Below are 20,813 nucleotides of genomic sequence, written 5' to 3' on the forward strand. Positions count from 1 at the left end.
CACACCATGAAACGATGGCTTGCCATGCTCCTGCTCGGCGCCGCTGTGGGGCTGGGCGGCAGCGCCGCCGCGCAGGACAAGGCTGCAGCGCCTGCAGCCGCTGCGGATACCGCCGCCACGGCGGCCGCTCCCGTCACAAAGGACCCGCAGCCCGACCTGGGCCCACCCGCGCAGAAACCGCTGGTGGGCGCGCCTGCGCAGGCGCAGCCCGTCAGTGAAGCGCCGGCTGCGAAAGCCGGCCCCGGTGCGCACGCCGAAACGCCGATGCTGTCAGCCCCGCGCGTTGAATCGGTCGATATCCTGAAACAGAACCAGGCCGAGCGCACCCGCGACCAGCCCGGCAACCTGGCGCCCACCTGGCGCCAGGTGAAGCAGGGCACGCCCAACTACGTCAGCCTGCCGTACCCCGAGGCCGGTGTGCTGATCCAGCCGAAGGCGCAGTTCCCCGGCCAGAGCCATGCCACGACGGCAGGCGAAGCATGGCGCCAGTACCGCAACGGTCCGCTGATGCAGATCGGCGGCTGGCTCCTGATTGTGGCCATGCTGGCCATTGCCGCGATGTACCTGCTGAAAGGCCCCATCAAGCTGCGCCACCCGCGCACCGGCCGCCTGATCGAGCGTTTCACGCCCACCGAGCGCATGGTGCACTGGACGGTGGCGATCACCTTCGTGATCCTGATGCTGTCCGGCCTGACCATGATGTTCGGCAAATTCGTGCTGATGCCCATCATCGGCCACACGCTGTTCGGCTACCTGACCTATGCGCTTAAGACCATCCACAACTTTGTGGGGCCGCTGTTCTCGATTTCGCTGATCGTGATGTTCATCACCTATGTGCGCGATAATTTCCCCATCGCGGCGGACTTCAAATGGCTGTTCACGCTGGGCGGCGCCATCGGCAAGGGCCATCCGCACGCGGGCCGCTTCAACGCCGGCGAGAAGCTGTGGTTCTGGGGCGGTGTGGTGCTGATGGGGATTATCGTCAGCGCTTCCGGCTTCGTGCTGAACAGGATTGTGCCGAGCCTGGACTATACGCGCGCCATGATGCAGGTGGCGAACATCGTCCACATCGCCGCTGCCGTGCTGGTGATGGCTGCGGCGCTGGGCCATATTTATTTGGGTACCATCGGCATGGAAGGCGCCTACCGCGCCATGCGCGACGGCTATGTGGACGACGAGTGGGCTGTGGAGCACCACGACCTGTGGTACGACGATATCCAGCATGGCCGTGTGCCGCGCGTGAGAACGCAGGAAGGCGCCGCCACCGTCAGTTCCACTGCGCCGAAAACCGTGTGAGGAGACCGGACATGAAACAGAAACTATGTGCTGCACTGGCGCTGCTGGCGCTGGCCGGACTGGCGCAGGCCAAGCTGCCGCCGTTGACCGAAGAACAGAAAGCGGCCGCGGCCGCCGTGAAAGACAAGCAGGCCTGGACCGACAAGACCATGGCCTACCAGCTCTGCCTGGCGCAGGACCGCATCGCGGCCGGGTATCACAAGAAAAATGGCGGCAAGCCGTCGATGGAAACGCCGGCCTGTGTGAATCCCGGTCCTTATGTGGCGCAGGTGGCGGCAGCCAAGGAAGTCGGCATCGCGGATTCCAAGCCGAGCCCGGAAGCGGGCGCGCGCCAGCCTCCGCCCGGCAAGAATTAAGATGGCATACCGTCCCGAACTGTCCGCCGCCAGTGCCGTCCTCACCCGCGAAGTCGAAGTGCTGGACGAGCGCGGCCGCGCGTCCATCATTGCCATTCCCGCCGAACGGCCGCTGACGGTCTACGTCGACAAGCGCGAGCTGGTCACGCTGATGACGCTGGGCGGGGCGCCGGAAGCGCTCACGCTGGGCTACCTGCGCAACCAGCGCCTGGTGCGTTCGCTGGACGATATCGTTTCCGTGCATGTGGACTGGGACGTGGATGCGGTCGCCGTCAAAACCCGCCACGGCATTGCCGATGTGGAGGAGCGCACATCCAAAAAGGTCGTCACTACCGGCTGCGGCCAGGGCTCCGTGTTCGGCGGCCTGATGGACGACGTGGACAAGATCCGCCTGCCGGATGCGGCGCGGCTGCACCAGTCCACGCTGTACGGCATTGTCGATACCATCCGCACCCACCAGTCCATCTACAAGCAGGCCGGCTCCGTGCATGGCTGCGCGCTGTTCTCGGCCAGGGGCGAACTGCTGTATTTCGTGGAAGACGTGGGCCGCCACAATGCGGTGGACGCCATTGCCGGCCTGATGTGGCTGGAAGGCATGGACGGCGCCGACAAGATTTTCTACACCACCGGCCGCCTTACTTCCGAGATGGTGATCAAGGGCGCCCAGATGGGCATTCCCTTCCTGCTGTCCCGTTCCGGCACCACGCAGATGGGCCATATGGTGGCCGAGCGCATCGGCATGACGCTGCTGGCGCGCTGCACCGGCAAGCACTTCCTGCTGCTGACCGGCAAGGAGCGCCTGGTCTTCGCGCCGGAACTGGCCGAAGTGCTGCGCTACGCTTAAAAAAAGACCCGCCGCAGCGGGTCGGTGAAACGGGGTGCGCCGGGGTCAGCCGAGTTTGTTGTTCGACTTGCGGCGTGCGGTAAAGGCCAGCAGGCCGATACCAATGCCCAGCATTGCGTAGGTAGCAGGTTCCGGGATCGGAGCCGTTTGCAGGTTCAGGGTACCGGCATAAGAGCCGCCCATGTCCGGAATCGCGGTGCTGCCAGTCACCGTGAACCCGTAGTTGCCCGACATCAGCGCATCCATCGGATAGAACTCGATACCACCGGCGGTGGTGAAGGACGTGCTCAGCATCGTGCGCGAAGAGTCATCTTCAACACGGAAGAAAGTGATTTCCGTGATCCCATAGTTGGAAAGGCGGGACGAATCGATCCAGGTTTTGCCGACCACGGCAGTGCCGCTGGCCCAACCCATCGTTGCCGCATCGACCGAGAACAGGTAATCGTCCTCGAAATCCACGCCGGGAGTTGCATGGGTCATGCCGAAGACGGCATTACCTGCGGCGTCAAACGTCAGTGTGGTCTGAGCGCTTGCACCGGTGCTGGCCAGCAGGCCAGCGGAGAGAAGTAAAGAACCGGCTACCTTGCTTAATAACGCTTTCTTCATTTGTATACCCCTTGAACTCGTTTGTTGTTGCAGAGAGTAGTTACCATCGTTGCCAGAAATGCTCATCCGAAAAATCAATTGCCTGTTGAAATTGAAAATTTGCAATTCTGATAACGTTATTTATATTATCTCGACTTGGGGCATGCTTGCTACACTAATGAACCGTAATTTCAGCGAAAAGCTACTCATCCCAGGCACCTGCTCAAAGTCCCGTAAAGTCAAGCTCAATCTTTTTCGCGCTTGATTTCCGGCAGTCATAAATTGGGGTTTATCGCCCCCGTTATAATTGGCTGATGGATATCAATTCGGACGACCTGAAAATCTTTGTTGCGGTAGTCGATTCCGGCACCCTGAGCGCAGCGTCGGTGCATCTGGGACAGACCACCTCAGGCGTCAGCCGTGCCTTGTCGCGGCTGGAAGAAAAGCTGCAGACCACCTTGCTCACCCGCACCACGCGGCGCATGGAACTCACCGAAGAAGGCCAGCTCTTCCTGGACAAGGCGCGCAGCATCCTGGCCTCGATGGAGGAGATGGAGGAATGCATCCGCATCCGCAGCCAGCAGCCATCCGGCCGCCTCGCGGTCGATGCGGCCTCGCCCTTCATGCTGCATTGCGTGGTGCCGCATGTGGCGGAGTTCCGCCGGCTGTATCCGGAGATCCGCCTGGAGTTGCGCAGCAACGACCAGATTGCCGACCTGATCGAGCACCGCACCGATATCGCCATCCGCATCGGCGCCCTGAGCGATTCCACCTTGCATGCGCGGCCCCTGAGTTCGAGCCCCCTGCATATCCTTGCGAGCCCGGCTTACCTGGAACAGCAGGGCCGGCCGCACAGCCCCGGCGAACTCGCGCGCCATACGCTGATTGGCTTCGTGCAGTACGAACTGGGCAACCAGTGGCCCTTGCGCCATACCGGCGGCGACACCTATGCGGTACAGCCGGCCATTTCCGCATCGAGCGGCGAAACGCTGCGCCAGCTGGCCATCGAAGGGCAGGGCATCGTCTGCCTTGCGGACTTCATGACGCGCGCCGATATTGCAGCCGGCCGCCTGGTGCCGTTGCTGCAGGACTTCAACACCGGCTACCGCCAGCAGATCAACGCTGTCTACTACCGCAACACGCAGCTCGCGCAGCGTATCAGCTGCTTCCTCGAATTCCTCCAGCAAAAGCTGTAGGCCTGATCCCACATCACGATTAGCCCTGCGCGGCGGTGATTTTGTTCGATACCGCACGGTGCCTGTCATGCCCACGTCATAAACTGGCCTTGCGTGATTGATGCGCTATGCAGCGAATCCAAGAAAACGAAGCAGGTCCGCTCGTCCGCAGGCAAGTCCGGCCGCCTAAAGCGCCGGCACCAGATTCAGCGCCGATACGGGAGGTCACATGACGACGCAGACGAACCATCCATCGAAGTATGTAGTGCGCGAGTACCTCGAACGCCGTTCACAGGAAGTGAAGCCGCCGCCGACGCCGGAAGAAATCCGCCGTCAACTGGGCTGGGGCCTCATGATGTTCGAGCAGAAAATCGGCAACGGCAGGTCGTAAAACAGGAGGAAGCAATGGGAAAACGTATCGGCAACAAAGACATCGCGCAGCACCGCAGCAAGGACGATAAGAAACGCATCAAGGCAGCGAACGTCGCCATGGAAGCTGTGAAGAAGGCCGCAGCCCAGGCGAAATACCGCAACGCCCAGAAAGGCCAGACTGCCGCCTCCGCTCAAGCCTGATACCGGCTGATGTCTCGAAACAAGAAGCTCATTCCTCCCGGGATGGGCTTTTTTGGCGTTTACGGCGCCATTCACTGAAAACTGCGTCATTCACCGGTTCCCAGCCGCCATTCACCGAAAAGCGGTATCGGCCGCCCATGTTCCCACGTATTGTTACGTTCAACTAAACACAAGACGGGGAGCAGCAAATGAAAAACGGGATGCAGCAAACGCGCAAGCAGATCCTCTGGGGCCTGCTGATCGTGGCGGCGGGCGTGGCCTTCCTGATGAATCGCGAGGACATGCTCGAAGTGGGCATGCTCTGGACCTGGTGGCCAGTGATCTTGCTGATTTTCGGCCTCAATAATTTGATCCTGCCGGCGGACGGCAAGCAGTTCATGGACGGCCTGGGCCAGGTGGCCTTCGCCGCATGGTTCTATGCCGCGAGCGAGCACCTGTGGGGCCTGACCTTCTTCAACAGCTGGCCCATCCTGGTGGTGGTGGCGGGCGTGTGCCTGGTGCTGCAGCCGCTGGCCAACAAATTCTTCGATTCCAAAAGCAAGGAGATGTAAATGAGAACCCGACGCGAACGCAGCCCGGCGGGGCAAGTGGTGGTAGGTGTCGCGGTCATTGTGGTCGGCATGCTGTTCCTGCTGGATAACCTCGGATGGCTGGACTTCGACTTCGATTTCCAGTTCTGGCCGATGATCCTGATCGTGGCGGGCTCGCTGAAGCTGATGCAGGCCCGCAGCTCGAAATCCCAGCTGGTGGGCGGCGGACTGCTGTTGTTTGGCCTGCTGCTGATGTTGAAGGGAATGGGCCTGATCTACATCAGCTGGCGCGTGATGGCGCCGCTGGTGATGATTGCGGTCGGCCTGATGGTGGTGTTCCGCTCCGCGAAGCAGCGCAAGGATGGCGCGGGCGACGCCATTTTCGGCATGAGCAAGGAAGAGGATGGCGGCAATGTCGTCAACATGACGGCCATCCTGGGCGCATCGGTACGGCGCTGCGTGTCGCAGGACTACCGTGGCGGCGAGCTCACCGCCATGATGGGCGGTTGCGAACTTGATCTGCGCGATGCCTCGATCAATGGCGACGTCTACGTGCATGTATTCGCCATGATGGGCGGCATCACCATCAAGATCCCTGCGGACTGGCAGGTGGAACTGGAAGGCACGCCTATCCTGGGCGGCTTCGACGAGAAGACCGTGCTGGCCAAGGGCACCGGCAAGCGCCTGATCGTGCGCGGCTACGCCATCATGGGCGGCGTGGAAGTCCGTAACTGATGCAAAGGATGCTCACAGGGCGCGGCCTGGCCCTCTACCTGGCAATCTGGTCGCTGATTGCGCCGGCGTTGGGCAGGGTTGTCGCGCTGGTCACGCAGTCGCCGGTGCCGAACGCCATGCTGTTCGCGGTGCCGGGCACCCTGCTGTTCGCGGTGGCGGCAGGCTTCTCGGCCTACTACCTGTGCCGCGCCAATCCCCTCGGCGGCGACAAGCATATGGGCCTGGTGCTGCTGGCGCTGGGCGCCGCGGCAGCGCTGATCAGCCTTGTGTGGATCGGCGTGCTGCAGCTGTGGAACCTGGTGTGCCAGTCTTTCGGCGTTTGGTGGGCGGGCATCGAGTTCAATGCGCAGCTGATGGCATTGCTGTTCACGCTGGGCGTGCTGCTGTATGGACTGCTGGCGGTGATCAACTACCTGATGATCGAGTTCGTGCGGGCGCGGAACGCGGAGAAGCGCGAGCTGGAACTGCAGGTGCTGGCGCAGGACGCGGAACTGCGCATGCTGCGCACCCAGATCGACCCGCACTTCCTGTTCAACAGCCTGAACTCGATCAGCGCGCTGACTTCGCAGAACCCGAAGGCGGCGCGCGAGATGACGCTGCAGCTGGCCAGCTTCTTCCGCCAGAGCCTGGGCATGGAATCGCACCGCAAGGTCACGCTGGAGCAGGAGATGGTGCTGATCCGGCATTTCCTCGCGATCGAAAAAGTGCGCTTCGGCGAGCGGCTGGTTGTGGAAGAGGCGGTGGAGAAGGGTGCGCTGGAGTGCTGCGTGCCGCCGATGATCATCCAGCCGCTGGTGGAAAACGCCATCAAGCACGGCATCGGGCAGTTGCCCGAGGGCGGGCTGGTGATGGTGGCAGCATGGCGCGACGGCTCGCAGCTGCGCATCACCGTGCATAACGCGATCGACGCCGACCTGCCCGAAGCGCGCGGCAACGGCATAGGCCTGAGCAATGTGCGCCAGCGCCTGGCGGCGGCTTACGGGCACGAAGCGAGCGTGCAATGGGAGCGCGAAGACGGCAGCTTCAAGGTCAATATCACGATGCCTGCGCAGACGGGCGAAGAGGAAAACCGATGAAAGTCATCATCGTCGACGACGAAATGCTGGCGCGCGGCGTGGTGCGCGAATACCTGGCCGAACATGGTGATGTGGAGGTGCTGGCCGAATGCGGCAACGGCTTCGAGGCGGTGAAGGCTATCACCGAGCTGGAGCCGGACCTGGTCTTCCTCGACATCCAGATGCCGAAGCTGGACGGTTTTGAAGTGGCGGAACTGGTGGGCAGCAAAACGCGCTTTATCTTCGCCACGGCTTTCGACCAGTACGCCATCAAGGCCTTCGACCACCATGCGCTGGACTACCTGCTGAAGCCCTTCAGCCAGCAGCGCTTCGACCAGGCGCTGGCGCATGCGCGCGCCAGCCTGGGCGACCGCGGCACGGAGGCGGCGGTGGAAGCCGTGGTGCGCGATGTGGCCTCCACGCGCGCCAGGCCGCTGGGCCGGGTGCTGATCCGCGACGGGGCGAAGGTGCACGTGATCCCGGCCGAGAAAATCGACTACATCGAAGCGCAGGACGACTACGTGCAAGTGCACACGGAAGGCAAGGCATTGCTGAAGAACCAGCGCCTGAGCGAGCTTGAATCGCAGCTGGAAGCGGAGAAGTTCTTCCGCATCCACCGCAGCTACCTGGTGAACATCGAATGCGTCAGCCGCATCGAGCAGGTCAGCAAGGACAGCCACGTCGCGGTGCTGAAATCCGGTCCCCGTCTCCCCATCAGCCGCAGCGGCTACCAAAAAATCCGCACCGCCATCCAATAAGTTACCCGGACGGTATGACACCGTGGGGTCAGGCACCGTCTGTCATACTGACAGCTGGTGCCTGACCCCACGGTGTCATACTTTCTGCTACGGGAGGTGCCACCAGGCGGGGAGGAGGGCGCGGATGTCGGGGCGGGTGAAGCGGTCGTCGATCAGGTGGATGGTGCCGCGGTCTGTGGTGGTGCGGATGACGCGGCCGGCGGCCTGCACGACTTTCTGCAGGCCGGGGTACAGGTACGTATAGTCGTAGCCCGCGCCGAAAATCGCCTCCATGCGCTCGCGGATCTGCTCATTCACGGGATTCAGCTGCGGCAGGCCGAGCGTGGCGATGAATGCGCCGATCAGGCGCGCGCCCGGTAGGTCGATGCCTTCGCCGAAGCTGCCTCCCAGCACCGCAAAGCCAATGCCTTCGCCCGTTGGCGTAAAGCGCGCGAGGAAAGCATCGCGCTCGCCCTCGTCCATGCGGCGGCTTTGCCGCCATACCGTGATGCCGGGGTGCTCGCGCTCGAACTGCGCCGCCGCCTTGTCCATGTAGTCGAAACTGCTGAAGAAGGCCAGGTAGTTGCCCGGCTGGCGTTCATATTGCGCGGCCATCAGCTTCACGATGGGCGCCAGCGAGCGCTCGCGGTGCTGGTAGCGGGTGGAGATGTGGCCTGCGACCTGCACCTCGAGCTGCGCAGCGTCGAAGGGGCTCTCAACGTCGATCCATGCCGTATCCGGTGGCATGCCCAGCGTATCGCTGTAGTAGTTCCACGGGCTGAGCGTGGCCGAGAACAGCGCCGTGGCGTGGGCCGCTTCGAAGCGCGGTTTCAGGAAAGGCGCGGGAACGATGTTGCGGATGCAGAGCACGGAGTTGCTGCGCCCCGCGCTGCCGCTCTTCGTGATGTCGAACAGCGAATGCTGGCCGAAGCTTTCCGCCAATCGCCCGAAGTGCAGCGCTTCGAAATAGAAGTCGAGGATGTCGCCGTCAAACCATTGCGGGTGCTCGGCCATGTAGTCGCCGATATCGGTCGCCGCCGTCTGCAGGGCGCCCATGAATTTCTCGGGCAGATCGGCGTAGCCCTTGTATTCCTCGTCCTGCTCCTTTTCAAGCGCGCTCCATTGCCGGTGCACGCGGTCCAGCGATTTGCGCAGCGCTTCGGGTGCGGCTTTGCGCAGCATGCGCAGGCTGCTGTGTTCCATCTCGGCGGAATACATCTTGCGGGCGCGCGACACCATATTGTGCGCTTCGTCCGCCAGCACGGCGACCTTCCATTCGTTCATCAGCGTGAGGCTGTACAGCATCGCGGTGAAGTCGAAATAGTAGTTGTAGTCGCCAACGATCACGTCCGCCCAGCGTGCCAGCTCGCTTTGCAGGTAGTAGGGACAGACCTGGTGCGCCAGCGCCGCCCCGCGCACTGCTTCGCGGTCGAGGATGGGCAGCTGCAGCGCCGCACTGCGCGCTGCCGGCAGCCTGTCGTAAAAGCCCGCCGCCAGCGGACAGGATTCGCCATGGCAGGCCTTGTCGGGATGCTCGCAGCTCTTGCTGCGGGCCGTGAGTTCGAGCACGCGCAGCGGCAGCAGGGGCGCGCTTTGCCGGATGGTGTCAGCCGCATCCAGCGCCATGCGGCGGCCTGAAGTTTTCGCGGCCAGGAAGAAGATCTTGTCCAGCCCATGTTCGGCGCTGGCCTTCAGCAGCGGGAACAGGCTGCCCATGCTCTTGCCGATGCCGGTCGGCGCCTGCGCCAGCAGGGCGCAGCCCCGCGCGCTGGTTTTGTACATGGCTTCCGCCAGCTGGCGCTGGCCTGCACGGAAGCCGTCGAAAGGGAAGCGGATGCTTTTCAGCTGCGCGTCGCGCGCGGCGCGGTGCGCCATTTCCTGCTCGGCCCACGCGAGGAACAGGCTGCATTGCGCTTCGTAGAACACACGCAGTTCCCCGGCGTCCGCGTCCTGCGTGATCAGTGTTTCTTTCTGGCTGCCGATGTCGAAATAGACCAGCGCAAGCCGCAGCGATGCCAGCCCGCGTTCGGCGCACAGCAAATGGCCGTAGACCTTGAGCTGCGCCCAGTGCAGGTGCCGGTGGTTGGCCGGCATCTTCGACAGGTCGCCGCGGAAGGTCTTGATTTCTTCCAGCTGATTGCGGCGCTTGTCGTAGCCGTCGGCGCGGCCGCGCACATTCAGCGGCCCGTAACTGCCGCGCAGGCAGATTTCGCGCTCGTAGTCATCGCCGCGTCGCGCTGCCACCAGCGCGTGGCCCGCAATCCCTTCCTGCGCCGTCGGCGACGGCGTGAAGCGCAGGTCGAGGTCGCCCGCCTTGGCGGTGAACTCGCACAGGGCGCGCACGGCGATGGTATAGCTCATTCCGCCCACTGCAGGTAGCACACCGAGATCGGCATGTTGTGATGGGCGCAGTAGTCGATCCAGCGCAGCTGGTTGTCCTGCAGGCGGTCGCCGGGGCCTTTTACTTCGATCATGTTGTAGCGCCGTTCCGCAGGCCAGAACTGGATCAGGTCCGGAAAGCCGGTGCGGTTGGACTTCACGTCCGCCAGGATGCGCTCGAACCACTTCTTCAGGTGCTCGGCGGGAATGCAGGACAGCGCCAGGTCCAGCAGCGTTTCATCCATCACGCCCCAGAACACGAACGGCGACTGGATGCCGTGCTTGAGCACCAGGTTGCGGCGGATGGTGTCCTGGTAGCGTCCATCCTCCAGCTGCGCAAAGCAGGCCGCGAACTGCGCGGCGCGGCGGCGCTGGAAGTCCGCGCTGTGCAGGTCGGCCGGGCCGTGATGGTAGGGATGGAAGAAGGCGCCCGGCACGGCGGCAAACACCGCGTCCCAGCACAGCAGGCCAAACAGGGAGTTGATCAGCGTGTTCTCGACATAGAACACCGGCGCGTCCTCCCGCGCCAGGTGGTCGCGCACCACGCCTTCCACATACCATTCGCTGACCGGCATCGGCAGGTTCAGGTCCAGCCGCGCGACCGGTGTAGGCTTGCGCGCCAGGGCCCGCACATGCCCCAGCTTGCGCCGCAGGCGCGGCTCCATGCGCAGCAGGTGCTGGCGTTCCGCCTCGCTTTCGGGCGCTTCCTGCGCCTTGCGCAGCCACTCCCAGGCGAGCCCGATCTGTTCGTCCTTCTCCAGCACGCGGATGGCGCGCGAACGGGCGCCGGGGTAGCTGCAGTCGCGGTAGACCCTGAAGGCGCCATCCCACTCGCGCAGCTTCTCGAGCTGCTGGCCCATCTGGAACAGCAGCTTCTGGCGGCGGCTGGCCAGCCACTCGTTGTCGCTGCCGGCAGGCGGCAGCGAAGCCAGCACCTCGAGCGGATGTTCGCCTTCGCGGAAGCGCTCGCGGCAACTGTGCAGTTCCAGGTATTCGTCGATATCGCGCCGGGTGCGGAAGCCGCGCGCCGACGGCGGGAACTCCACCTTCTCGTAGCGGTACACGCCAAGGTCGGACAGCACGAACTCCGACCAGTCCTGGTGGTAGTTGCCGAAGAAGATCAGGCGCAGCCGGTCGCACAGCGGCTTGGCGCGCACATGGTAGACGTGGTCGCCCGAATTCGCATACCAGGCCGAAAAGCGGTGGCTGCCTTCGTGGCGCTCGCGCAGCGCTTCGAGCTGCTCGGCCTTGCGCGCGGCTTTCTCATGCGCAACGAGCTGGAACAGGCGGCCGATTTCCGGCTTTTGCAGCAGGTCGAATAACTGGTCGAGGGAGAGTTCGGGATCGTGCTCGATCCAGCCTTCAAGTGCCAGGGGCTGGGCCGCATCATGGGTGCAGCCGATTTCAGCGTAGCTGAGCTTGCTTGCGCGGAACAGCACGCCCTTCCGCATCACCATGCGCACGAAGAGGGCGCGCGCGGCCTGCGGCAGCAGGGGAAAGCGGTCGATGAAAGCGCGTTCTTCCTCATTGAGCAGGTCGCCGTAGCGCTCGCCAATCCACTGCAAGACCTGGTGGAAGTTGTCCAGGTAGTAAAACGCGTTTTCCAGAACTTTATTCATTGCGGGGCGAACTGCGGTACGAACTGTATTTTTATACAGTGTATCGCGTCCGCTCCGGCTTGCCCAGCAAATTTACTGTTTCGTAGCCTGGGCCTCGGCCATGGCGCGCGCTTTCGCCACCTGGGATTCAAAAATGACCACGGCCTGGCGCGTGGCCGCCGTTACCTGCTCGTAGCCCTTGTAGGCGTTATCGATGGCCTGTTTCACGATTTCCACCGCGTTTTCCGAGCCGGGCGGCACGTTCTTGGTCACGTCGTAGATCAGGGCGCTGAGGTTGGACTTGGCTTCCTTCATGTGCGCCTCGGCCGCGTCGTTGAATTCCTTCTGCAGGTCGGACAGGATCTGCCCCAGCTGCTGGTTGTAGCTGGCGGCGCCGCTGAGGTGCGGCTGCAGCTTGCTGCTGGCGGCATCCATTGCCGCCTTGGGCGAGCCGGCCTGGCTGAATTCCCTGCCGGCTGCCAGGCCGCTTTCCATGGTGGAGCGGGCTGTGGCCAGATTGAGCGCCACGACCTGTTCCAGGCCCTGCACGGCGCGGTTGGTCAAGGTATTGAAGGTTTCGAGCTGGAACTCGAACATGGCTTTGGTGGCTGCGGCGAACTGTTCGGGATTCTGAAACATGTGGTCTCCTCAGAGTTTATTGTCGGTCCAGCAAAGAGCGCTTTAATAATGAACGTGGAATCAGTTTTGTGCAACGGCTGTCGGTAAACGGGCCGCTGAATTTTTCCCACCCTTTACCGAGGGGGGATTGGGAGCAGACTTTGCTGCCGTCGGTCTTACTCTGCCATAGAAACCATGGCGCGGGCGCAGCATTTGCGGCGCTGAACAGCAGGACGAGGAGGAGGGTGCAGGGCTTTTTCATCGTGGTGCGGTGCGCGGCAGGATCATGGTGAAGCGGGCGCCTTTGCCCGGCAGGCTGACGGCCTCGATGCGGCCGCCAAGTACGCCCGTGACAATATTGTGAATCACATAAAGCCCGAGCCCCGATCCGCCCGCGCCGAGACGGGTGGTGAAGAAGGGATCATACACGCGCCCCAGATGCTCGGGCAGGATTCCCGCGCCGTTGTCGCTGACCCAGATCTCCACATCCTGTTCGCCATGCCCCGCTGCGCCCACGGTAATGATGCCGTCGTGCCGCCCATCGAGGCCGTGGATGACGGCGTTCTCGAACAGGCTGGCCAGGGCCTGCGCCAGCGGACCGGGATAGCTGTCGATACTGAGGCCGGGCGTGAGCTGCTGCCGCACCGCCGGGCGCGGCGCGGGCAGCGCGGCCTGCAGCGAAACCAGCTGCTGCACAATGAATTGATCCAGTGCGAATTGCTGGCGCTGCGAGCCCGCTGCGTCCACCGCGATCTGGCGGAAGCTGGCAATCAGTTTTGCCGCCCGCTCCAGGTTGCGCTGCATGACGCCTTCGGCTTCGCGCGCCGCGTCAACAAAGCGCGCCAGTTCCGATTTGCGCAAGCCGGTTTCCAGCTGGCCCGCGAGCGCATCGAGTTTCTCGCTCATGGCGCCCGCTGTCACGATGCTGTTGCCGATCGGTGTATTCAGTTCGTGCGCTACGCCCGCCACCAGCGCGCCCAGGGAAGCCAGTTTGCCGCGCCGGACCAGTTCATCCTGCGTTTCGCCCAGGTGTTCCAGCGCCGCCTTCAGTTCTTCGCTGGCCTGCTCGGCGCGCTCCTTGGCGCGGCGCAGTTCCAGCGTGCGCGCCTGCACCAGCTCTTCCAGGTGCAGGCGGTGGCGCTGCAGTTCGGCTTCGCGCTGCGTGCGTTCGATGGCGATGCTGGCCAGGTGCGCCGCCACGCCGATCAGGCGCTCGTCTTCCGCACGCGGCGTGCGCACCTCGCGGTAGTACATGGCGAAGCTGCCCAGCACCGTATCCGCATCCAGCATGATGGGCATGGACCAGCAGGCGCGCAGGCCGTAGGCCAGGGCCATATCGCGGTAGTTCTTCCATAGCGGGTCGTGCTCGATATCGGCTACCACTACCGGCGCGCGGCGGTGCACCGCCGAGCCGCAGGAGCCTTCATTGGGGCCGATGCGGGCGCCGTCCAGCGACTGTACATAGTCCGGCGGCAGGCTGGGCGCGGCGGCGGGACGCAGGGTGAACCCGTCGTCATCGAGCACCATCACGGAGCACAGCATGCCATGCGCCTGCGATTCCACCAGCTGCACCAGCTGGGTGAGGATGGTGCCGAGCGGGGCCCCGCGCGCGATCAGCTCCAGCAACTGGTTCTGCCCCGTGCGCAGCGCCTCCGCCAGGCGCAGGCCGGTCACGTCCACCAGGCGCATATGCAGCAGCTGCAGCGCGCCTTTCTTCAGCAGCACGGTGCGGATTTCGCAGTCGATCTGGCGCCCGCTGGCATGGCGCAGCGACAGCGGATACACGCGGACCTCGCCGCCCATCACCTTGTCGATCAAGGTGCGCACCGCCACCGCGGAAGGCGTGCCGTCCGGCTGCAGCGGCGGACAGAGTTCGGCCAGCTGCATGCCCATCAGCTCCTGCGCACTGCGCCCGAACAGCCGTTCCGCATTGCGGTTGACATCCACCGGCAGGCCGCGCGTGGCATCGAACAGCATGATGCTGTCCGGCGAGCCGGCCAGCAGCGTGTGGTAATTCACTTCCAGCGCATTGGTATCGAGGCCGCTGTCCGGCGCCGCCGGCCAGGCGTGGCGCACGGTCAGTTCGATGAGGATTTTTTCAACGATGTCCTGCGGCGTGCAGGGCAGCCGCAGGTAGCCTGCCGCTCCGGCTTCCATCGCCGCCTGCTGCTCCTCGTCCGAAGGGTGGGCCGATGCCAGCAGCACAGGACCGGCGGCGGCGAGGCGCGTGCAGAGTTCCAGGCTGGCGCTGCCCGCCAGCGCCGCGTCCAGCAGCACCAGGCTGATGCCGTCTTCCTGCGCCGCCTTCAACGCTTCATCGCCGCGCGTGGCGATGCGCACGCCGACGGAACGGGCAGCCAGACTGTCGCGCAGCGCCGCCGGATCGAAGTCAGGCCCGCTGACAATCAGGATGGTATGCAGTGCGTCCGGAGGATTCGGCTGCTTCATGCGGCCAGTGTATTACAAAGCCTCGGGTTCAGGCAGCTTTGCTGTTTTCCTGCAACTCCGCTTGCGCGGCGGCCACGCGCGGGTAGTTGTCCTGGATCCAGTCCACCAGCGCTTCCACCTTTTCCGCAATTTCGCGGCCCAGGGGCGTGAGGCTGTATTCCACATGCGGCGGGATCACCGGCAGCTGCAGGCGCGAGACGAAGCCGTCGCCGATCAGCGCATCCAGGGTCTGCGACAGCATTTTTTCGCTGACGCCGCTCACCTCGCGCCGCAGCTGGGCGAAACGGTGAGTGCCGTCCAGCAGCACGATCAGTACCAGTACGCCCCAGCGGCTGCACACGTGGTTCAGCACCGTGCGCGAGGGACAGTCATGGGCCAGCACCTGGCCGGCGGCAACCGCCGCCGCAACGGCATTTCGGGTCGATCGGGTCATAGGGGTACTAACAAAAAAGTGGGTACTTACAAAAAGTTAGTATAGGCCATATCATCGCTTCACTCAAACAAATCCCGAAAGGAAGCATCATGATTGTGGTAACTGGAGCAACTGGCGAACTGGGCAAGCTGGTGGTGGAGGCGCTGCTGAAGCGGGTGCCGGCCGGGCAAATCGTGGCGGCTGTTCGCGATCCGGCCAAAGCCGGGGCGCTGGCGCAGAAGGGCGTTGCAGTGCGGCGCGCGGACTATACGGACCGGGCCAGCCTGGAGGCCGCCTTCGCCGGCGCGGAGAAAGTGCTGCTGATTTCGTCCAGCGAGGTGGGCCAGCGCCTGCCGCAGCACCTGAACGTGGTCGCCGCCGCCGAGCGCGCGGGCGTGAAGCTGCTGGCCTACACCAGCGTGCTGCGCGCCGATACCTCGCCCATGAGCGTGGCCGCCGAACACAAGGCGACGGAAGAAGCGATCCGCGCCAGCGGCCTGCCTTTCGCCTTCCTGCGCAATGGCTGGTACCTGGAAAACTATGCGGGCAGCATCGCCGGTGCGGCCGCGCAGGGCGTGCTGGCGGGCGGGTCGGGCGATGGCCGCATTGCCGCTGCGGCGCGCGCCGATTATGCGGAAGCCGCTGCGGCCGTGCTGGTCTCCGGCGCTCCGCAGCAGGTGTATGAGCTGGGCGGCGACATGCCGTTCACGCTGGGAGAATTGGCGGCCGAAGTTGCGCGCCAGTCGGGCCGGGAGGTGAAGTTCCTGAACCTGCCGCAGGCGGAGTATGAAGCGGCGCTGCTGGCGCATCAGCTGCCGCCGGCAATGGCTGCCCTGATCGCGGATGCGGATGCCAATGCGGCGCATGGCGCGCTGGACGAGGGCAGCCGCACGCTGTCCAAGCTGATCGGCCATCCAACGCGTTCGCTGGCGGACGCCGTGAAAGCTGTTCTGGCTGCGTAAAATGAAAAACGCCGCAAGCTGGTAAAAGCTTGCGGCGTTTTCCGCGTATCCGGTAGAGTGGTGCCCACGGAGGGACTCGAACCCCCACACCTTGCGGCACATGGACCTGAACCATGCGCGTCTACCAATTCCGCCACGTGGGCACTGGTACTGCTCGATCCGGAAAATCAGCGCTTGGTGCCCACGGAGGGACTCGAACCCCCACACCTTGCGGCACATGGACCTGAACCATGCGCGTCTACCAATTCCGCCACGTGGGCGCTGTTTTTCCGTTTGCTGCGATGTTCTGCAACAGAGGCACGCATATTAAAGTACCCGACCGGATAGGTCAATGGTCAATTTGTGCTTTTCCGAAATAAAGTGCCCTTTTGTGCGGCACGGCCGCCCAGCACCAGCAATCCGAGCGCCAGCATGGCCAGCATGGAGGGTTCCGGCACCGGGGTTGTGAGGTCCCAGCCGATGGCGTCCATCGCCAGCTGGTCGTTCAGGCTAATGGCCAGCAATTCGCCCTGGCCGGCGGTGGGGTCCATCAGGCCGATATACAGGTCGTCCTTCCAGTGGCTGGCCTGGCTGCCGTCGCCGAAGGTCACGCCGGTGGAGAACTCCGGGCCCACCGTGACGCCGCCATCCAGCGAGAAATACTTGGCGCGGTCGTCCGCAGTCCAGTCGATCACGCCCTGGGCGGCGCTTTGCGCGGAATAGCGGAACATGTCGAGCCCGGAGACGTAGATGAATTCAGCGTCGTTGTACGGCCCGCCGTTGGGCGGGGAGTTGAAGTCCAGGATATCAACGCCGCTGATGAAGCCCAGCGTGTGCCCGATTTCATGCGCCGCCACGCCCACAAAGTCATAGGCATTGGCGTCGATGCCGTCGTGTGGATTGAAATCGAAGGCGAAGTTGCTGCTGAACTGGATGAAGCCGTCGCAGGTCACGGTGCAGCCGCCCACCATCTGCGGGGTATAGGCAAGGCCCAGCGCCTTGGCTTCGGCCGTGGTGATCGACAAGGTCATGTTGTTGGCATTGTCGTTATTGTCGAGGTAGGGCGTCGCACTGCCGGGACCGTTCGGGTTATTGCTGGTGCGGTTGATCAGCATGTCGAAGCTGCTGCCTCCTGCCAGATGGGCGACGGCCTTGGCGTCATGGCCGGACGTAATGTCGGCAGTAAGTGCGCTGCGGAAGTTGGAGTAGCTGTAAAAATCTTCGGCAGAGGCGGCCTGGCCGAGGATGCCCGGGCCGAGCGGGTTGAAGCCGACGGTGAGGTCGATGGTCACATTGTCCTTCAGCAGCGCGGACCAGCGCGCGGCGGCATCGATAAAGCCCTGCCGGGCCTGCGCCGAGGTGCCGGGCGTGAAGGTAAAGTTGAAGACGGGATTGGCAAAGCAGCTGGCCGCAGCGCCGGCGAGCAGCGCGGCGAAAACAAGTCGTTTCATGATGGGCTCCCTGTGGTGAGTGCAAGGGCACTACGGTGCAAGAAGCGTGCTGGACGGGGAGGGTGCGGGGCGCCGCCGGCAGGAGGCGGGCGCTGCTGTAAAAGGCGGCGACAAAAGAAAAAACGCCGCAAACCTTTCGGATTGCGGCGTTTTTTGCGGATTCTGTAGAGTGGTGCCCACGGAGGGACTCGAACCCCCACACCTTGCGGCACATGGACCTGAACCATGCGCGTCTACCAATTCCGCCACGTGGGCACTGATACTGCATGCAACATCTGCTATTATACGGCCTTGGAGAGTTTTGCGCCAGATGAACTTTCATTCCACACTGCACATCCACTCGCCGTCCCGCATTGCTGCGAGAGACCGAGATTATAGAGAAATATTTTCGGATGTCAAATACCTACGCCCAGATTTCGTATCGTTCGTGCGCGTTAGTCAAACCGGTGGCGCTCCGGTACACTACGGCTGTCGTTTGGGGCGAATCCTTCCTTTAACAATAATAAGACCATAGAACTTTTGAACCAATCTACTCATACCATTCCAAGCCGCGAGGAAATTCTCGGCATCTTCCGCAGCGCCAAGGCGCCGCTCGACCTGCGTGCGCTGGCACTGGCCCTGAAGGTCAAGGCCGATTCGCACGCCGTCCTCACGCGCCGCCTGAGCGCAATGGAGCGTGACGGCCAGATCCGCTCCGATGCGAACGGCTTCTACGTGCTGGCCGACCATTCCGACTTCATCGCCGGCCGCGTCAGCGCGCACCGCGACGGCTTCGGCTTCGTGATTCCGGACGAGCCGGGCGAAGACCTGTTCCTGTCCGAGCGCGAGATGCAGAAGGTGCTGCACGGCGACCGGGTGCTGGCCAAGATCACCGGCCATGACCGCCGCGGCCGTCCCGAAGGGACCATCGTTGAAGTCGTCGAGCGGGGCAATACCCACATCATCGGCCGCCTGCTGAAGGACAACGGCGTGTGGATCGTGGCGCCCGAGGACAAGCGCATCGGCCAGGACATTCTCGTGTCCGGCGCGGTAGGCAAGGCCAAGAGCGGCCAGATCGTCAGCGTTGAACTGACCGAGCAGCCGGGCCGCTTCAAGCAGCCGGTGGGCCGCATCGTCGAAGTGCTGGGCGATATGGACGATCCCGGCATGGAGATCGAAATCGCCGTGCGCAAGTTCGGCGTGCCGCATGTGTTCTCGGAAGCCGCGCTGAAACAGGCCAACAAGCTGCCGGACGTGGTGCGCCAGGCCGACTGGGGCGAGCGCGTGGACCTGCGCGACGTGCCGCTGGTGACGATCGACGGCGAAGACGCGCGCGACTTCGACGATGCCGTGTACTGCGAACCGGTCAAGGTTGGCCGCAGCAAGGCCTTCCGCCTGATCGTGGCGATTGCGGACGTGAGCCATTATGTGAAGCCGAACGATTCGCTGGATGCGGATGCGCTGGAGCGCAGCACCTCGGTGTACTTCCCGCGCCGCGTGATTCCCATGCTGCCGGAGAAGCTGTCCAACGGCCTGTGCTCGCTGAATCCGGCGGTGGACCGCCTCACGCTGGTGTGCGACGCCGTGATTACGGCGGCGGGCGAGATCAAGGCCTACCAGTTCTATCCGGCCGTGATCCACTCGGCTGCGCGCCTGACCTATACCGAAGTGGCGGCCATCCTTGGCAACACCAAGGGTCCGGAAGCGGCACGCCGCCCGGCCATTGTGCCGCACCTGCAGAACCTGTACGACGTCTATCACGCGCTGCTGAAGTCGCGCCTCGAACGCGGCGCCATCGACTTCGAAACCACCGAGACCTATATCGTCTGCAACCCTGCCGGCAAGATCGAGAAGATCATTCCGCGCACCCGCAACGATGCGCACAAGCTGATCGAAGAGTGCATGCTGGCGGCGAACGTGTGTGCGGCAGACCTGCTGCTGCGCCACAAGCACCCCGGCACCTACCGTATCCACGCCAGCCCGACCAAGGAAAAGCTCACGCAGGTGCGCACCTTCCTCAAGCAGGTTGGCCTGTCGCTGGGCGGCGGCGATACGCCGGTTGCACGCGACTACGCGGAGCTGATGAAGAAGATCAAGGGCCGCCCGGATGCGAACCTGCTGCAGACCATGCTGCTGCGGTCCATGCAGCAGGCGGTCTACAGCCCGGACAACATCGGCCACTTTGGCCTGGCGTTTGAGGCTTATGCCCACTTCACCAGCCCGATCCGCCGCTACCCGGATCTGCTGACGCACCGCGCCATCAAGGCCATCCTGCAAGGGAAGAAGTACGAGCCGAAGGTGGCCGACAAGAGCGTGCTGAATACGAACGTGTCGAACGCGATGCGGCGCCAGGCGCTGAAGGACAAGCAGGAAGGCAAGGAGCGCAAAGCCCCGGCCGACCTCACCGTGTGGGATGCGCTGGGCGTGCACTGCTCTGCCAATGAGCGCCGCGCCGACGAAGCCTCGCGCGATGTGGAAGCATGGCTCAAGTGCTACTTCATGCAGGACAAGCTGGGCGAGGAATTCACCGGCATCATCACCGGCGTGACCACCTTTGGCGTGTTCGTGCAGCTGGACCAGCTCTTTGTGGAAGGCCTGGTGCACATCACGGACCTGGGCGGCGACTACTTCCAGTACGACGAAGCGCGCCATGAGCTGCGCGGCGAACGCACCGGCAAGCGCTACCAGCTGACCGACCGCCTCACGGTGCAGGTGGTGCGCGTGGATCTCGAATCGCGCAAGATCGACCTGCGCCTCGCCGACAGCGAAACCGCGCAGTTTGCCGCGCCGAAGAAAGGCGGCCGCAAGGCCGGCCGCGACGAGTTCGACGACGAAGACGAGCTGCCGCAAGGCCGTGCCCGCAAGGCCGCGCCGCGTGGTGCAGCCAAGTCTTCCGGCCCCACCATTACGCCGCGCGCTGCGGCGGGCAATGGCGGCAAGGCCAGGACCGGCGTGGGCGCGGACGGCAACTACAGCTATCCGGGCGCGAAGCCGAAATCGGCTGCAGCCAAAGGCGGCAAGGCCAAGGCAGCGCCTGCGCGCGCGGCCAAGTCCAGCAGCAAGAGCAAGAAAAAACGTTAATCCCCGGCGCCGCAGCGCTT

The 20,813-nt window shown here is 63.7% G+C and carries 19 protein-coding genes and 3 tRNA genes; 12 read left to right on the plus strand and 10 right to left on the minus strand.

The features are described from left to right. Positions 1-6: 6 nt before the first annotated feature. The 3 genes from ACJRPG_RS06305 to ACJRPG_RS06315 are packed head-to-tail and all read left to right on the plus strand — an operon-like array spanning position 7 to position 2,496. The gene (locus ACJRPG_RS06305; RefSeq protein WP_407999189.1) at positions 7-1,296 is read left to right on the plus strand and encodes a formate dehydrogenase subunit gamma; all 1,290 of its coding nucleotides are present in this window, start codon (positions 7-9) and stop codon (positions 1,294-1,296) included. An 11-nt stretch (positions 1,297-1,307) separates the two neighbouring features. Continuing rightward, on the plus strand, positions 1,308-1,652 hold the full coding sequence (locus ACJRPG_RS06310) for a hypothetical protein (protein ID WP_407999190.1): 345 nt from the start codon (positions 1,308-1,310) through the stop codon (positions 1,650-1,652). A 1-nt stretch (position 1,653) separates the two neighbouring features. Next, entirely contained in the window at positions 1,654-2,496 is an 843-nt protein-coding gene (locus ACJRPG_RS06315; protein ID WP_407999191.1) for a formate dehydrogenase accessory sulfurtransferase FdhD, read from the plus strand. 45 nt (positions 2,497-2,541) lie between these two features. Here ACJRPG_RS06315 and ACJRPG_RS06320 read toward each other — a convergent pair whose 3' ends face one another. Then, on the minus strand, positions 2,542-3,102 hold the full coding sequence (locus ACJRPG_RS06320) for an FxDxF family PEP-CTERM protein (protein WP_407999192.1): 561 nt from the start codon (positions 3,100-3,102) through the stop codon (positions 2,542-2,544). A gap of 293 nt (positions 3,103-3,395) precedes the next feature. On the opposite strand from ACJRPG_RS06320, the gene ACJRPG_RS06325 reads away from it, so the two are divergent. The 7 genes from ACJRPG_RS06325 (at position 3,396) to ACJRPG_RS06355 (ending at position 7,907) form a co-directional block, all read left to right on the plus strand. Then, positions 3,396-4,277, plus strand: a complete 882-nt coding sequence (locus tag ACJRPG_RS06325) for a LysR substrate-binding domain-containing protein (protein ID WP_407999193.1) — start codon at positions 3,396-3,398, stop codon at positions 4,275-4,277. 208 nt (positions 4,278-4,485) lie between these two features. Further along, positions 4,486-4,647, plus strand: a complete 162-nt coding sequence (locus ACJRPG_RS06330) for a hypothetical protein (RefSeq protein WP_407999194.1) — start codon at positions 4,486-4,488, stop codon at positions 4,645-4,647. 14 nt (positions 4,648-4,661) lie between these two features. After that, a complete protein-coding gene (locus tag ACJRPG_RS06335) occupies positions 4,662-4,829 on the plus strand; it encodes a hypothetical protein (protein WP_407999195.1) in 168 nt (55 codons plus the stop codon). 188 nt (positions 4,830-5,017) lie between these two features. Beyond that, positions 5,018-5,380 (plus strand): LiaF transmembrane domain-containing protein, encoded by a 363-nt coding sequence (locus ACJRPG_RS06340; RefSeq protein ID WP_407999196.1) that lies wholly within the window; start codon positions 5,018-5,020, stop codon positions 5,378-5,380. Beyond that, complete coding sequence (locus ACJRPG_RS06345) at positions 5,381-6,094, plus strand: LiaF transmembrane domain-containing protein (protein WP_407999197.1); 714 nt, start codon at positions 5,381-5,383, stop codon at positions 6,092-6,094. It abuts the gene before it with no gap. Then, positions 6,094-7,170 (plus strand): sensor histidine kinase, encoded by a 1,077-nt coding sequence (locus ACJRPG_RS06350; RefSeq protein ID WP_407999198.1) that lies wholly within the window; start codon positions 6,094-6,096, stop codon positions 7,168-7,170. Before ACJRPG_RS06345 ends, ACJRPG_RS06350 begins: the two co-directional genes overlap by 1 nt. Next, complete coding sequence (locus tag ACJRPG_RS06355) at positions 7,167-7,907, plus strand: LytR/AlgR family response regulator transcription factor (protein ID WP_407999199.1); 741 nt, start codon at positions 7,167-7,169, stop codon at positions 7,905-7,907. The genes ACJRPG_RS06350 and ACJRPG_RS06355 overlap by 4 nt, the downstream gene beginning before the upstream one ends. 87 nt (positions 7,908-7,994) lie before the next feature. On the opposite strand, the gene ACJRPG_RS06360 is transcribed toward ACJRPG_RS06355, so the two are convergent. The 5 genes from ACJRPG_RS06360 to ACJRPG_RS06380 all read right to left on the minus strand — a co-directional run bounded on the left by ACJRPG_RS06360 (position 7,995) and on the right by ACJRPG_RS06380 (position 15,362). Then, positions 7,995-10,247, minus strand: coding sequence for a helicase C-terminal domain-containing protein (locus ACJRPG_RS06360; RefSeq protein ID WP_407999200.1), 2,253 nt, complete (start codon positions 10,245-10,247; stop codon positions 7,995-7,997). Further along, a complete protein-coding gene (locus ACJRPG_RS06365) occupies positions 10,244-11,884 on the minus strand; it encodes a VRR-NUC domain-containing protein (protein WP_407999201.1) in 1,641 nt (546 codons plus the stop codon). Before ACJRPG_RS06365 ends, ACJRPG_RS06360 begins: the two co-directional genes overlap by 4 nt. Positions 11,885-11,956: 72 nt before the next feature. Next, positions 11,957-12,502, minus strand: a complete 546-nt coding sequence (locus ACJRPG_RS06370) for a phasin family protein (RefSeq protein WP_407999202.1) — start codon at positions 12,500-12,502, stop codon at positions 11,957-11,959. A gap of 237 nt (positions 12,503-12,739) precedes the next feature. Beyond that, positions 12,740-14,929 carry an ATP-binding protein gene (locus tag ACJRPG_RS06375; protein ID WP_407999203.1) on the minus strand — a complete coding sequence of 730 codons (2,190 nt, stop codon included), beginning with the start codon at positions 14,927-14,929 and terminating at the stop codon, positions 12,740-12,742. Between the two features lie 28 nt (positions 14,930-14,957). Beyond that, on the minus strand, positions 14,958-15,362 hold the full coding sequence (locus ACJRPG_RS06380; protein WP_407999204.1) for a winged helix-turn-helix transcriptional regulator: 405 nt from the start codon (positions 15,360-15,362) through the stop codon (positions 14,958-14,960). Positions 15,363-15,451: 89 nt separating this feature from the next. Between ACJRPG_RS06380 and ACJRPG_RS06385 the strand changes: the two genes are divergently transcribed. Beyond that, entirely contained in the window at positions 15,452-16,303 is an 852-nt protein-coding gene (locus tag ACJRPG_RS06385; RefSeq protein ID WP_407999205.1) for an SDR family oxidoreductase, read from the plus strand. Positions 16,304-16,361: 58 nt separating this feature from the next. Here ACJRPG_RS06385 and ACJRPG_RS06390 read toward each other — a convergent pair. From ACJRPG_RS06390 to ACJRPG_RS06405, 4 genes are all read right to left on the minus strand, one after another. Further along, positions 16,362-16,446 (minus strand) — tRNA-Leu (locus tag ACJRPG_RS06390). Between the two features lie 32 nt (positions 16,447-16,478). Next, positions 16,479-16,563 (minus strand) — tRNA-Leu (locus ACJRPG_RS06395). A 75-nt stretch (positions 16,564-16,638) separates the two neighbouring features. After that, positions 16,639-17,733, minus strand: a complete 1,095-nt coding sequence (locus tag ACJRPG_RS06400; RefSeq protein WP_407999206.1) for an NF038122 family metalloprotease — start codon at positions 17,731-17,733, stop codon at positions 16,639-16,641. A gap of 170 nt (positions 17,734-17,903) precedes the next feature. Next, positions 17,904-17,988: transfer RNA gene (locus tag ACJRPG_RS06405), tRNA-Leu, on the minus strand. A 264-nt stretch (positions 17,989-18,252) separates the two neighbouring features. On the opposite strand from ACJRPG_RS06405, the gene rnr reads away from it, so the two are divergent. Beyond that, positions 18,253-20,793, plus strand: coding sequence for a ribonuclease R (gene rnr / locus ACJRPG_RS06410; RefSeq protein ID WP_407999207.1), 2,541 nt, complete (start codon positions 18,253-18,255; stop codon positions 20,791-20,793). The last annotated feature ends 20 nt before the right edge of the window (positions 20,794-20,813 follow it).

The sequence above is a fragment of the Pseudoduganella rhizocola genome (genome assembly GCF_045984285.3).
GTDB lineage: Bacteria > Pseudomonadota > Gammaproteobacteria > Burkholderiales > Burkholderiaceae_D > Rugamonas.